The organism is Desulfovibrio sp. TomC (assembly GCF_000801335.2).
Taxonomy (GTDB): Bacteria; Desulfobacterota; Desulfovibrionia; order Desulfovibrionales; family Desulfovibrionaceae; genus Solidesulfovibrio.
The window spans coordinates 118,834-132,613 of record NZ_JSEH01000005.1; the positions used below are offsets into that span (position 1 = coordinate 118,834).

A 13,780-nucleotide genomic window follows, 5' to 3' on the forward strand; every position below is an offset into this window, starting at 1 on the left:
ACCAGCAGAGGTCTCGCTACGATGAAACGAAGACACTTTCTGGGCTTGCTGGGCGCAGCCGGGGTGACCATGGGCACGGGCGTTTCGGCCCAGGCCGCCTCCAGCGCCGATGTCAAGGGCCTGCCCAATGCGGGCGGCGTGCTCTTTGACGCCACGCGCTGCATCGGCTGCCGCAAATGCGAAGCGGCCTGCAACCAGGTCAATGAGCTGCCCAAACCGGCTAAGGCCTTTGACGATCTCTCGGTGCTCGATACCATTCGCCGCACCGATGCCAAAACCTATACCATCGTCAACAAATACGTTCCCGAGGCCGGCAAGCCGCCGGTCTTTCGCAAGAGCCAGTGCAACCACTGCATGGAGCCGGCCTGCGCTTCGGCCTGCTTCGTGGCGGCCTTTAAGAAGACGGAAACCGGCGCGGTCGTGTACGACGAGTCGGTCTGCGTCGGCTGCCGCTACTGCATGGTGGCCTGTCCGTTCAACATCCCGACCTACGAATACGACAAGGCGTTTACCCCGCGCGTGATGAAATGCACCATGTGCTACCCGCGCCTGCTCGAAGGCAAACTGCCGGGTTGCGTCGAGGCCTGCCCCAAAGAGGCGTTGCTCTTCGGCAAGCGCCGCGAACTGCTCAACATCGCCTGGGACCGCATTGGCGGGACTCCGGGCCGCTACGTCGAGCATGTCTACGGCGAGCGGGAGATGGGCGGCACGAGCTGGCTCTACATCGCGCCCAAGCCGTCCTTTGCCGCCATCGGCATGGATGAGAACCTGGGCACGGCCTCGGCTCCGGAACTGACCTCCGGGGCGCTGGCCGCCGTGCCGGCCGTGGCCGGCATCTGGCCGGTGCTTTTGACCGGCCTGTACGCCATCACCAAGCGCAAGGACAAGATCGCCGAGGCCGAGAAGCAGGCTGCCGTGGCCGCTGCCATTGCCACGGCCAGCGCCGATGCCGCCGCCAAACTCTCCGAAGAGCTGGCCAAGGCCGAGGTCGCCAACAAGCGGCGCATCGAGGTCGAGGTCACAAAGGCCCTTGAAGCCGCCGCCAAGGCCGCCGAAGAAGGGGAGGACGCCTAATGTCGACGGAACACACCAAAAGCGGTACGCTGTTTACGCCGTGGAACATCCTGGCCGGCATTATCCTGGCCGCCGGCGTCGTGGCCACCATCATGCGCTTTACCATGGGCATCGGCTCGGTCACCAACCTCTCGGACAACAACCCCTGGGGCATCTGGATCGGCTTTGACCTCCTGTGCGGCGTCGCCCTGGCCGCCGGCGGCTACACCACCTCGGCCGCCTGCTACATCTTCGGGTTCAAGCGCTTTCACGGCGCGGTGCGCCCGGCCATCCTGACCGCCTTCCTGGGCTACGCCCTGGTCGTCTTTGCCCTCAACTACGACGTGGGCCGGCCCTGGCGGCTGCCCTATCCGATCTTCTACCAGCAGGGCACCACGTCGATCCTGTTTGAAGTCGGCCTGTGCGTGTTCATCTACCTGACGGTGCTTTTCCTCGAATACCTGCCGGTCGCTCTCGAGTGGAAGCGGGGCTTTGACAAGTACCGGGGCATCCTTATCAAGCTCACCATGGGGCTGACCATCTTCGGCGTCATCCTCTCGACCCTGCACCAGAGCTCGCTTGGCGCGCTGTATCTCATCGTCCCGTCCAAGCTGCACCCGCTCTGGTATACCCCGTACCTGCCGGTGATGTTTTTCATGTCGAGCATGTTTGCCGGCATGTCCATGGTCATCACCGAGGGCACGATCTCGCACAAGTACTTCCATCATAAGATGGACGGCGAGTACAACGAGGGCTACCTCGACCTGCAGTTCGCCTTTGCCAAGGCCTCGGCCTGGGTCATGGCCGGCTATCTGGCCATGAAGGTGCTCGGTCTGGCCATGGACAACCGCTGGCCCTACCTGTTCACCGGTTACGGCGCCTGGTGGCTCTTCGAGGTCGTCGGCTTCGTGGTCCTGCCCTGCTACTGCTACGCCGTGGGCTACCGCGATCGCAACATCGGACTGGTCCGGGTGGCTGCCCCCTGGACCGTTATCGGCATCATGCTCAACCGTTTCGACGTGAGCCTCATTGCCTTTAACTGGCAGTTGCCCAGCGCCGATCGCTACTTCCCGAGCATTGGCGAGATCACCATCTCACTGTTCGTGATCACCCTTGGCATCATCGCCTTCCGGTTCATCGTCACGCGGATGCCGATCTTCTACGTCCACCCGGCTTATAAAGACTCGTCCCACTAGGATAGGGGAACTACGCCATGTTTAATACGCTGCAAGACCTGATGCTCCACAACAAGAGCATCACCTACGTGCTCATGGGCGTGCTGCTGATCTGCTTTGTCGGATTCTGGCACTTCCTCACGGACAAGGAAGAGCGTAAACGCCGCTACTAGGCTGATCGGACCGCGATCACCAAGGAGAACACCATGTATGCATTCCTGACGGGTCCGATGCTGTGGCTGTCGTTTGCCATATGCATCCTCGGCTGCGCCTGGCGCGCCTACAAATACGTCAAGGGCTTAAGTTGGCAGCTTGACCGGGTGGCCTACGGCCACTACCCCGATCTGGCCTTCAAAGGCGCGATGAAGTCCATCTTCCATTGGCTCATCCCGTTCGCCTCGTGCAGCTGGCGGGCCAAGCCGGTCTTTGCCACGGCCTTCTTCCTGCTGCACATCGGCCTTGTCGTCGTGCCGCTGTTCCTGTTTGGCCACGTCATGATCGTGGCCGAACGCTTCGGCCTGTCCTGGCCGACCATGCCGGCCGGACTGGCCGATGTCCTGACCATCCTGGCCGTGTTGGCCGGCGTGTTCATCCTGCTGCGCCGCTTTGCCTTAAGCGAAGTGCGCATCATCACCACGCGCCACGATCTGATGATCATGGCCATCAGCCTCGCCCCCCTGGTGACCGGCTTTGTGGCCGCCCACCAGTCCGGCGACGGCAATGGCTGGCTTCTGGCCCATATCATCACCGGCGAAATCTGGCTGATTGCCGTGCCCTTTACCAAGCTGTCCCACGCGGTGCTGTTTTTCTGCTCCCGGGCTCAGATCGGGATTGATTTCGGCGTCAAACGCGGCGGCCAGCGCGGCAGCGGCATCGTCTGGTAAACCGGCCGGCGGGACATCGCCAAGGAGTGAAACGTCATGCCTGAAGGGATTTTTTGTAATAAGCGGCCGATCAACACGGAGGAGGAGCTCAAGGCTCTGCTCTCCGATACGCGCGGCACGAAATACTACGAGGAAATGCTGTCGCTGGAGGTTGACCGCGAGAAATTGTGGGCCACCATCCAGAAAACCTGTAAATCGCGCACCCAGACCTGGCTCGACGTCTGCGCCCGCTGCGGGTTGTGCGCCGACTCCTGCTTCCTGTATCTGGTCAACGACTGCAAGCCCGAGCAGGTGCCGTCGTACAAGATCCAGTCCACGCTTGGCGAAATGGTTCGCCGCAAGGGCGATGTGGACAACGAGTTCATGCGCCATGCCATGGAAGTGGCCTGGTCCCAGTGCACCTGCTGCAACCGCTGCGCCATGTACTGCCCGCACGGCATCGATATGGGCGTCATGATGGGCTACACCCGCGGCCTGCTCTATTCCCAGGGCTTTGTTCCCTGGGAGTTGAAGATTGGCGCGGGCATGCACCGCGTCTACCGCGCCCAGATGGACGTCACCACCGAAGATTGGGTGGAGACCTGCGTGTGGATGGAGGAGGAGCAGCAGGACGATTGGCCGGGCCTTGAAATCCCGGTGGACAAGGAAGACGCGGACATCATGTACACCTGCAATGCCCGCGAACCCAAACACTATCCCGAGGATCTGGCCGAAGCGGCCATCCTGTTCCATATTGCCGGCGAGAATTGGACCGTGCCCAGCGAAGGCTGGGAACAGACCAGCCTGTCCATGTTTGCAGGCGACTGGGAAGCCTGCAAGCTGCAGGTGGAAAACGTCTACGCCGCCATCGACCGCCTGAAACCCAAACGGGTCATCGGCACCGAATGCGGCCACGCCCACCGGGCCACCGTCATCGAAGGCCCGTACTGGGCCGGACGTCCCGACGGCCAGCCGCCTGCGCCGTACATCCACTACGTGCAGTGGGTGGCCGAGGCGCTTCGCACCGGCAAGCTCAAGATCGACCCGGCCAAGCGGATCAAGCAGACCGTCACCTACCAGGACTCCTGCAACTACATCCGCAACTGGGGTCTGGCCGAGACCGCCCGCGAGATCCTCTCCTACCTCGTGGAACCGGGCTATCTCGTTGAAATGACGCCCAACAAAGAGCATAACTACTGCTGCGGCGGCGGCGGCGGCTTCAACGGCATCGGCAAGTTCCGGCCCCAGCGCAACAAGGCGCTGTTGACCAAGCGCGATCAGATTTTGGCCACCGGAGCCAAGCTGGTCATTGCGCCCTGCCACAACTGCTGGGACGCCATCCGCGACCTCGAGGAAGAGTACCACATCCACATTGACTGGTCCTTCCTCAAGCCCTTGCTGATCAAGATGGTCATCGTGCCAGACCACCTCAAGCCCCAGGAAGAAGCGGGCGACGAGGAATAGGACGGGGTGCGCCAGTGCAGGCAACCTCCACCTCTAACCTGAAATAGGGGTTTGGAATGTTTGAAAAGATACTCTTTGCGACCACAGGTTCGCCAGGCTGCGACAGCGCCGCCCGCGTGGCCTTCGACATGGCCCGCCAATACGGCTCCAAGCTGACGCTGTTCCACGTGCTCGGCATTCCGGGCAAGGGCGACAGCAATGTGGTGATCGATATCCGCAGCGGTGAAGAAGTCGACGTCGATGCCGAGTACATCGAGGGCGTGGCCGAAGAGCTGCGCACCACCTATGCCAAACAGCTCGAAGGCCTTTCCGGCGTCGAACTGGAAGTGGCCGTCGGCGTGCCGTCGCGCGAAGTGCTGCGCATCGCCCGGGCCAAGGACGTCGATATGATCGTCCTGTGCGGTCCGGCCGAAGGCCAGGAAGCCGGCTTTTACAAGCGCGGCGTGGTCGGCGACACCCTGCGCAAGGTGGCCAAGGCCGCCCGGTGCCCGGTTTTGACCGTCAGCCGCCCGTCGGCCTCCTTTTGGGGCGGGTTTTCCAATATCGTCTTCGCCACGGACTTCTCCAAGGCGTCCGAATCGGCCTTCCAGTTCGCCAAGACCGTGGCCCAGGCCGTGGACGGAGAACTGCACCTGTTTAACTGCGTGGATTTGAGCCGCTTCCAATCGGCCATTGCGCTGACCCAGGATGGCATCGAGGCCAAGCTGGCCGAAGCCCGGCGTCGGCTGCACCACGAATATGCCTTGCAACTTGGGGATTTCAAACGGTTTACTTCCGAGGTATGGGAAGGCACGCCGTACGTCGAAATCGTCAAGTTCGCCCGTGAACGCCAGGCCGACCTGATCGTTCTGGCCCACCACGCCCGCGACGTCGATCCCGACGAGCGCCCCTTCGGCAGCACGCTTGAGCAAGTCATCGTGCGGGCTTCCTGCCCGGTGGTGAGCGTCAACCGTCCCGACAAGCTGCCCCAGGCGGCCGAGGCGTAAGCCCCCACACCTCCCGGGGACGCAAAAGGAGAAAGGGAACCATGCCCAAGACCATCCTTATCGTGGACGACGATCCCAATATCCGGGAATACCTGGAGACCCTGCTCACCGACAACGGATACGAGACCATCGTGGCCGAGAACGGGGAAAAGGCCCTGGAAGTGCTGGCCGCCCAAACACCCGACCTGATCACGCTCGACATCGAGATGCCGGACAAGACCGGTCCGTGGTTCAACCGGGCGCTGCAGCGGGGCAAGACCTACGCCAATATCCCGATCATTGTCATTACCGGCCATACGGGGCTTAAATACGTCATCCCCAACGCCGTGGGTTCGCTGGGCAAGCCCTTTGAACAAAAGGAACTGCTCGATCTTGTGCGCGAAACCATAGGCTCGTAATCCCGATTCCCCGGGGCGCGGCAACCGGCCGTGTCCCGGGGAAACGGATCATGAGCCACAAAACGCGGCTTGGCCCGCCCTGACCGCACACGCGGTCCAGGCGACGCCGGATCGTCCCGGGCTGTACTGGGGACGTCGGACGCCTGCCGGTTCCGGTCTCACGACTGCTGCCGGCGAAGCGGCCAAGGCGACACAGGACCCACGGCCATGAGCGAACGCCTTTTGCTCGTCGATGACGAGGAAGATATCCGCCGCTTCCTCGGCATGTTCCTCGCCGACCTGGGCTATGAGGTCCATGCCGCCGAGAACGGCGCCCAGGCCCTGGAAATGTTCGATGCCGTCGATCCGGCCATTGTCCTGACCGACATCAAGATGCCGGGCATGGACGGCCTGGAGCTGCTCAAACGCATCAAAGCCCACGCCCCGGAAACCGAAGTCGTCATGATCTCCGGCCACGGGGACATGGATCTGGCCATCGGCTGCCTGCAGTACGAAGCCGCTGATTTCGTCACCAAGCCCATCAATCACGACATTCTGGACGCGGCCTTAAAGCGCATCGAAGAGAAGCTGGCCCTGCGCCGCCAACTCAAGCAGTACACCCAGAATCTGGAAAAACTCGTCCAGGAAAAGTCCCACCGCGTGGTCGAACTGGAGCGGCAGGTCGCTGCCGGCCAGATGGTCGAGACCATGTGCCAGGCCATCTCCGGCCTGTCGGCCGATTTTGGCGACAAGGCCGGCTACTTCAATGAAATGCCGTGCTTTGTGGCCGTGCATAACCGCTCGCTCGAAGTCGTGGCCACCAACCAGCTCTACAAGGACCGCCTGGGCGAAATGGTCGGGCACCACAGCTGGGAAGTCTACGTGGGCCAGGCGCTTCGCGGCTTTGACGGCCCGGTCTGGAAGACTTTTGAAACCGGCAAGGGCCAGCGTTCCCGCGAGACCATGCTGTGCAAAAACGGCCGGGAACTGCCGGTCATGGTCCACACCTCGCCCATCAGCACCGTCGACGGCAAGCCCGAGCTGGTTCTGGAAATGGCTGTTGACGTCAGCGAAATCAAACGCCTCCAGGAAGAACTGCGGGTCACCCAGCAGAAGTACATGGACCTTTTCGAGGCCACGCCCTGCTATATTGCCGTGCGCGACCGCGACTACCGCATTGTGGCCAACAACACGCTTTTCAAGGAAGATTTTGGCGAAGGCGTTGGCAAACTGTGCTATGAAATTTTCCGCCACCGCGACGGCCCCTGCCCGGATTGCCCGGTGGACGCCACCTTTGCCGACGGCGCGCCCCACACCCTGGAAGCCGTGGTCACCTGCCTGGACGGGCGCACCAAAAACGTCCTGACCTTTTCCGCGCCCATCCGCAACGGCAACGGCGACATCACCGAGGTCATGGCCCTGTCCTCGGACATCACCCGCATCCGCGAACTCCAAGACCATCTCACCTCCCTTGGTCTCATGCTCGGGTCCATTTCGCATGGCGTCAAAGGCATGCTGACCGCCCTGGAAGGCGGCGTCTACCGCCTGGAATCCGGCATCAAGCGCAATGACGCGGCCCGCATCGCCGACGCCGGCGACACCATCAAGTCCCTGGTCGGCCGGGTGCGAAACCTCGTTCTCAATGTCCTGTACTACGCCAAATCCCGGGATATGGCCGGCGATCCCGTGGATATCAGCCACTTGGCCACCAACGTCGCCCAGGTCGTCGAACCCAAGGCCGCCCGGGAACACATCGCCTTTGCCTGCGACATCCCCCCCGATTTGGGGCTGGTTTCCCTCGATACCGCCAACCTTTCGGCCGCCCTGGTCAACATCCTGGAAAACGCCATCGACGCCTGCGTGGCCGACACCGCCAAGGAGTCCCACGCCATCAGCTTCAAGGCCACGGCCACCAGCGAGGCCATCCTGTTCGACATTGCCGACAACGGCATGGGCATGGACCAGGAAACCCGCGAAAAAGCCTTCACCCTGTTCTTCTCGTCCAAGGGCCTCAAAGGCACCGGCCTCGGCCTTTTCATCGCCCACGACGTGGTGAAAAAACACGGCGGGGTGATCGACCTGACCTCCGAGCCTGGGGTGGGGACGCAGTTTCATATAGTCATTCCGAAGGGATAGGCAGGAAGAAAAGGCGAAGAGTGCCTCCGGCGGCCGGGGGGGATCATCCCCCCCGGACCCCCTGAAAGGGGGCGCGGGAGCGCTTGGCGGCTATGCCGCATGGTTGGTCGCAATTGGGCCGCCGACACTCCCCGCGAAGCGCGGGGAGCACGGCGGCCCCAATTGCGTCCAACCGGTTCGCCCAGAAAGACAAGAGATGAGTGAAGGTAAGGCGGTGATTGGCTTCACTCTGTCTGGTTGCTCTTTTTCCAATGAAATGCGGCCACGCCTGTAACCCGCTTCCCAATTCTCCACCCCTTTCGAAGGGTCCGGGGGGGCATCCCCCCGGTGGGGTTCGGGGCAACGCCCCGATTCTCTACGATTTTCCCCCTCTTCCCTTTTATCGCCCCACATCCCTCAAAACGCATACGGCTCCTGCTGCCGCCATTCGAACATGTACGCTTCTTCCGGGACAAGCTCCTTGGTTTCCACGGCGTCAGCCGTCAGCAGAGCGGCCGGGGCGACCGAGGAAAAGCTGATGCCCGGGACCGTGACGTCCTGGCGTTGGGCTTCCGGGATTTCGGCCAGCGGGCCATAAGCCACGACCCAGCTTTTGTCTGCGGGCGCGGGTGTTCCCTTGGGGAGTTTGACCCGAAAGCCCACGGCCGTGCCGTCGGCGAAGCAGCACCACACCGCCAGCCGGTAGAGGACGAACTGGCTCTGGACGTCGAGTTCCGGGCTGCGGTGGACAAAGCCGCGCACGGCAAAGGGGCGGTCCAAGGAGGCGGAGGGGCCTTTGGCGGCGATATCGTAGAGTTCGCCGGTATTGATGGGGATATAGTCCTTGCCGCCAATGGTCAGGCGAGCGGCCGTCGGTGTTTTCTCCGGGGCCGGCAGGGAGGCGGGTACGTTGAAGGGATCGCTGTCGATGCTGGCGGAGAGGGTCTGGAAGCCGCCTTCGGTGAGTCCGGCCATGGCCAGGAGCAGGAGATAGCACAGGCTGCGCCCCAGGTTTGGCCGGGTGACGGGCCGGGCGGCGGCATAGGCGCCAAGCACGGCCAGGACGACGGCGGCGGCCAGGGTCACGGGTTTGAATTTGGGATTTAAATACATCCAGTAATTGCCGGCCAGGGCCAGCCAACCCATGAAAGCGGCCAGGACCAGCATGGCCAGGCCGTCGGTGCGGCTGGCCAGGCGGCGCAGGGTGTTTTTCATGGTGCGGCTCCGGTCATGACGCCGAGGATGATGCAGGCGACCAGGACAATGGCGGCCGGGACGACGGTCAGGATGGCGACGAGGCGCGGGGCGAAGACCTGCCGCCACATGAGCATGAGTTTGAGGTCGAGCATGGGGCCAAGGGCCAGAAAGGCCAGCTTGGCCGCCTGGGGGAAGGTGGAAAACGAGGCGGCCACGAAGGCGTCGGCCTGGGAGCACAGGGACAAGACGACAGCCAGCCCCATCATGCCCGGAATGGCCAGGGCCAGATCGTTTTCCATGGCCATGACCACGGTGACGGGCACGTAGGCCTTGAAGGCCGCCGCCACCATGGAGCCGAGGATCAGCACCTTGGCCATATCCAGAAAATCAGCCATGGCGTGGTGCATGGCCGAAGCGATTTTTTGGCCAGGGCTGGGCAGGAAGGCGGCGAGAGGCACGGCGTCGGCCAGGGAGCCGAAGGGCGATCCCGGGACGGTTGGCGCGGCGACGTGGCTATGGTCCAGGCCGTGGTCCTGGCCGCAGCCGCAGGCCGGGACCGGGGCGGCGACGGACAAAAGCAGGGCCGAGGCTTTGTTGCCGCCGGCCCAGTAGCCGACGACCAGCCCGGCGACGATGACCAGGGCGCAGCGCCACAGGGCCATGGTCGGATCCCCCCGGAAGGCGACCAGGGTGGCCAGGATGGAGACCGGATTTATGACCGGCGCGGCCAGCATGAAGGCCACGGCAGCCCCGGGCGGCACGCCTTTGCCGATCAGCCGCCGGGCCAGATAGACCACGCCGCATTCACAACACGGGGTCAATGCGCCAATGCCAAGGCCGGCCAGGGTCGAGGCCAGCCGGCCCTTGGGCAAGAGGCGCTCCAGGCGGTCCTTTTGAACAAAGGCTTCCACCAGTCCCGAGGCCACCGACCCCAGCAGCAGGAAGGGGATGGCCTCTAAGACGATGGAGAGCGTAGCCTGGGCAAAGAGGTCGAGGTTGTGCAGGGCGTTCATGCGGGCATAGGGGCGGCCTCAAGCCGGAACCCGGCGTCCGGGTTGTCGGCGCTCAGGTTTCCGGCCGCCGGCACAAAGCGCACGATGCGGTGGTGGAAAACGGCCAGGGACGGGCGGTGGGCGATGCTGACGATGGAGGCCTTGGGCAGCCGGGCGGTCAGCAGGGCGTAGAGCTCCATCTGCGAGGCCTCGTCCAGGGCCGAGGTGGCCTCGTCGCAAAAGAGCCAGTCCGGGGCCAGCAGGATGGCCCGGGCAAAGGCCAGACGTTGCTGTTCGCCGGCCGAGAGTTCCTGGGTCCAGTGCCGCTGTTCGTCAAGCAAGGTGGTCAGGTGGGGCAGACCGCAATCGGTGAGCGCCTGGGCGATGCGTTCGTTGCCATAGGTTTCCGGGGCGTCGGGGTAGGCCACGGCCGCAGCCAGGGAGGCAATGGGCAGATAGGGCCGCTGGGGCAGAAAGAGCGTGCGCTGGGCTGCCGGCATGGCCAGGGTTCCGGCGGCAAAGGGCCACAACCCGCCCATGGCCCTGAAAAGCGTGGATTTGCCGCAGCCGGCCGGGCCGGCTACCATGACCCGTTCGCCCGGGGCCACGGTCAGGGCGGCGTCGGCCAGAAGCGTGCGCCCGTCCGGCAGGGTCAAGCTGGCGTCCGTCAGGGAGAGGCCGGCTCCGGCCGGGACGTCGTGACGGGAAAACCCTTCGTTTTTCCTGGCTTCGAGGTCGGCCAGGGCGGCGGCAAAGCCGGTCAGACGATCGACCGTGGCGCGCCACTGGGCCAGCCGGGTGTAGGCGTCGATGAACCAGGACAGGGAATTTTGCACATGGCCGAAGGCCGAGGCGGTCTGCATCAGCCCGCCGAGTTGGATGGCCCCGGAGAAATAGCGCGGCGCGGCCACCAGGAAGGGGAAGATGACTGCTGCCTGGGAATAGCCGGCGGAGAACCAGGTGAGCCGCTTTTGCTGGATCATGATCGCCCACCAGTTGGACACGACGTGGGTGAACCGGTCTCCCAGTCCCCGGGCTTCCTGGGCCTCGCCGCCATAGAGGGCTATGGGTTCGGCGTTTTCCCGCACGCGCACGAGCTGGTAACGGAAATCGGCCTCGTAGCGCTGCTGCAGGAAGTTGAGGCGAATAAGCGGGCGGCCGATCAGGTGGGTGAAAAACGACCCGAAGCCGGCGTAGAGCACGGCGGCCCAGAGCATGGAGCCGGGAATCTGGATGTCCAAGATGTGGATGTCGCCGGACAGGCCCCAGAGGATGACGGAAAACGAGGCCAGACTGACCACGGATTCGAGCAGCCCAAGCGTCAGGGCCAGGGTTTGTTCGACAAAGCCGCCGATGTCTTCGCTGATGCGCTGGTCCGGGTTGTCCGTGCCGTTTGTTTCAAAGCGCAGCCGGTAGTAGTTGTGGTCGGCCAGCCAGGTCTTGGCGTAGCGGTCGGTGAGCCAGCGCCGCCAGCGGATTTGCAGCATCTGGCGCAGATAGATCTGGTAGACGGCGACGATGATGAACAGGACGGCCAGGATGGTAAAGCGGCCGAGGAGCCGGAAGAATGCGTCGACGTTTTTGTCCTGGAGGGAGTTGTAAAAGAGGTTGTTCCATTCGTTGAAAAGCACGTTGAGATAGACGATGCCAAGGCTCATGCCGATGATGACGGCAAGGAGCAGGCCGGATTTCACGCGCTCTTCGCTTTTCCAGTAAGGCTTGGTCAAAGCCCAGAGGTCGGAAACAAACTGCCGCCTGGATGCGGGCATGGGGACGCTCCTGTTTGGGGGTGAGGTCAGGGCCGGGGCTGCCCCGGCAAGGGGGCGGGCCTGCGACCAACGTCGCAGCGACGGGCGTGACGGGCGCGCCGGGCGGACCGTATCCCTCTAGTCACTGGCGCGGCGGGAAGCAACCGAAGCGGCAGAAAAGGCCCATGAAATTTCAGACAGACTTGGCCGTGAGGACGTCTGGCGCAACGCAACGGGCCGGCTCCCGAAGGAACCGGCCCGTTGTCGTTGGCGCGAAGCGGTGCGTCGGGCCTAGAAGCGGTAGGTCAGGCCGAAGGACACCTTCCAGGTGTCGCTGCCCTCGGCCTTGTTGACCAGACGGCTGCCCCAGACGCTTTTCTGGAAGTTGCCGTGGGCCCAGCCGGTTTCGACCCGGGCGTCGAGGTTTTCGTAGATGGCGTACTTGGTGTCGAAGTTGGCCCCAAGGACATGCTCGTTCCAGGTCAGGTCGCGGCCCATCTGGAAGTACGGGTTGGAACCCAGGGCGGCGTTTAAGTCGCGGATGGCCCGGGGCGAGTTGTTGCCGTGCAGGTAGGTGAAGCCCAGGCGGTGTTCGAGCTTCTGGATGAAGGTCATGTTGACCAGGGCCGCGCCAACGCCCATGGCCCCGACCGGGTCGATGCCCATGTTGGAGTTGCGGGCAAACACCTGGCTGTCGTCAAACAGGAACGAGCCGCCCGGACCCCAGTTGGGCCGGGAGTGGGGCATGCGTTCGGAACCGTTGCGGGTGGAGCCGTCTTCGCCGGTGGACCACCAGCCGTAGATCTGGGGGGTCAGCACGTCCCAGCCGGTGTATTCCGCGCCGAAGTCAACAAACCAGCCGTGCCGCTTGCTCTTGCTGCGATCGTCCATGGCGCCCTGGCCGTAGATCACGTCGCCGTAGAACTTGATCGGGTCAAGGGCCGTGATTTCCAGGGCGGAGCCGGCCCAGAGATAGGGGTTCTGGCTGTTCTTCCACTTGGTCGGGGCGATCAGGCTTCCGGCCGAGAGCAGATCCTCGGCGTCGGTGGCTTCGCCGAAGGAGGAGGCAAAGGTCGTAAAGTAGTTGGCGTCTCTGCCGGCCACGATGGCGGCCGCCCACGGCGTGGCCTTGAGGCCCGTGACGGTGATGGGCAGGGCCAGGAAATACATATCCAGTTCGTCGGCGACCTGGGTGGTGGTGGGGTCGTAGGTCCGGTTGCTGTCGATGAGACGGGCGAAGCCGGCCTGGACGTTTAAGGTGTCGGGGATGAGGTTGCTGTTGACGACCAGTCCGGCGGCCCAGTCGGTGAAGACAATGCTGTCGTTAAACAGTTTGCTCTGGGGCAGGGCGATGGGCTGCAGGCCGGCCGAAACCTCGACCTTGGTCTCGGGAATATTGAACTGGAGGAAGGCCTGGTAGACCTGGATGGCCACTTCGGGGTTGGCGGCGGTGTAGGTGCCGTTGCCCCAGGTGTTGTCCACCTTGGTGGCCAGACGGAAGCGAAGGTTTTCGTTGGCGATAAAGTCCGTGCGCACCCGGATGCGTTCCCAGATCTCGAAGGTGTCTTCGGTCTTGGTTCCAGCCTTGTTCCAGGTCGGGGTGTTGGACGTCCAGCTCGGGTCGTTCCAGCCGGTGAAGTTGTGGCCGGTAAAAAAGACGCCGTAGACGCGCGAATCACCGGTCATTTTCACTTCGGTCGCGGCCTTGGCGACGCCGGCGGAAACCGCCAGCAGGGCAACCGCCAGGATCAGCAGGGACAAACGTCTCATGGCTCCTTCCTCTCGTTGCAAAGTGACAAAACACAGGGAC

The 13,780-nt window shown here is 63.4% G+C and carries 12 protein-coding genes; 8 read left to right on the forward strand and 4 right to left on the reverse strand.

Annotated features, from left to right (window positions below; all coding sequences use genetic code 11):
* The first annotated feature begins 21 nt into the window (after positions 1-21).
* The 8 genes from hmcB (at position 22) to NY78_RS06460 (ending at position 8,054) form a co-directional block, all read left to right on the forward strand.
* On the forward strand, positions 22-1,074 hold the full coding sequence (gene hmcB / locus NY78_RS06430) for a sulfate respiration complex iron-sulfur protein HmcB (RefSeq protein WP_043633221.1): 1,053 nt from the start codon (positions 22-24) through the stop codon (positions 1,072-1,074).
* Complete coding sequence (hmcC, locus tag NY78_RS06435) at positions 1,074-2,249, forward strand: sulfate respiration complex protein HmcC (protein ID WP_043633226.1); 1,176 nt, start codon at positions 1,074-1,076, stop codon at positions 2,247-2,249. The genes hmcB and hmcC overlap by 1 nt, the downstream gene beginning before the upstream one ends.
* A 17-nt stretch (positions 2,250-2,266) precedes the next feature.
* The gene (hmcD, locus tag NY78_RS25730; RefSeq protein WP_269430863.1) at positions 2,267-2,401 is read left to right on the forward strand and encodes a sulfate respiration complex protein HmcD; all 135 of its coding nucleotides are present in this window, start codon (positions 2,267-2,269) and stop codon (positions 2,399-2,401) included.
* Positions 2,402-2,434: 33 nt separating this feature from the next.
* Positions 2,435-3,112, forward strand: coding sequence for a sulfate respiration complex protein HmcE (gene hmcE, locus NY78_RS06440; protein ID WP_043633228.1), 678 nt, complete (start codon positions 2,435-2,437; stop codon positions 3,110-3,112).
* Positions 3,113-3,148: 36 nt separating this feature from the next.
* Positions 3,149-4,555, forward strand: a complete 1,407-nt coding sequence (gene hmcF / locus NY78_RS06445) for a sulfate respiration complex iron-sulfur protein HmcF (RefSeq protein ID WP_043633230.1) — start codon at positions 3,149-3,151, stop codon at positions 4,553-4,555.
* Positions 4,556-4,611: 56 nt separating this feature from the next.
* The gene (locus NY78_RS06450; protein ID WP_043633232.1) at positions 4,612-5,541 is read left to right on the forward strand and encodes a universal stress protein; all 930 of its coding nucleotides are present in this window, start codon (positions 4,612-4,614) and stop codon (positions 5,539-5,541) included.
* A gap of 41 nt (positions 5,542-5,582) precedes the next feature.
* On the forward strand, positions 5,583-5,939 hold the full coding sequence (locus NY78_RS06455; RefSeq protein ID WP_043633237.1) for a response regulator: 357 nt from the start codon (positions 5,583-5,585) through the stop codon (positions 5,937-5,939).
* A 207-nt stretch (positions 5,940-6,146) separates the two neighbouring features.
* On the forward strand, positions 6,147-8,054 hold the full coding sequence (locus tag NY78_RS06460; protein ID WP_043633239.1) for a hybrid sensor histidine kinase/response regulator: 1,908 nt from the start codon (positions 6,147-6,149) through the stop codon (positions 8,052-8,054).
* Positions 8,055-8,450: 396 nt separating this feature from the next.
* Here NY78_RS06460 and NY78_RS06465 read toward each other — a convergent pair whose 3' ends face one another.
* The 4 genes from NY78_RS06465 to NY78_RS06480 all read right to left on the reverse strand — a co-directional run bounded on the left by NY78_RS06465 (position 8,451) and on the right by NY78_RS06480 (position 13,740).
* The gene (locus NY78_RS06465; protein WP_043633240.1) at positions 8,451-9,248 is read right to left on the reverse strand and encodes a TIGR03943 family putative permease subunit; all 798 of its coding nucleotides are present in this window, start codon (positions 9,246-9,248) and stop codon (positions 8,451-8,453) included.
* Positions 9,245-10,243: a permease gene (locus NY78_RS06470; RefSeq protein ID WP_043633246.1), complete on the reverse strand. Its 999-nt coding sequence runs from the start codon at positions 10,241-10,243 to the stop codon at positions 9,245-9,247. The genes NY78_RS06465 and NY78_RS06470 overlap by 4 nt, the downstream gene beginning before the upstream one ends.
* Positions 10,240-11,991, reverse strand: coding sequence for an ABC transporter ATP-binding protein/permease (locus tag NY78_RS06475; RefSeq protein ID WP_043633248.1), 1,752 nt, complete (start codon positions 11,989-11,991; stop codon positions 10,240-10,242). Before NY78_RS06475 ends, NY78_RS06470 begins: the two co-directional genes overlap by 4 nt.
* 270 nt (positions 11,992-12,261) lie before the next feature.
* Positions 12,262-13,740 (reverse strand): outer membrane homotrimeric porin, encoded by a 1,479-nt coding sequence (locus tag NY78_RS06480; protein ID WP_043633251.1) that lies wholly within the window; start codon positions 13,738-13,740, stop codon positions 12,262-12,264.
* Positions 13,741-13,780: the final 40 nt, after the last annotated feature.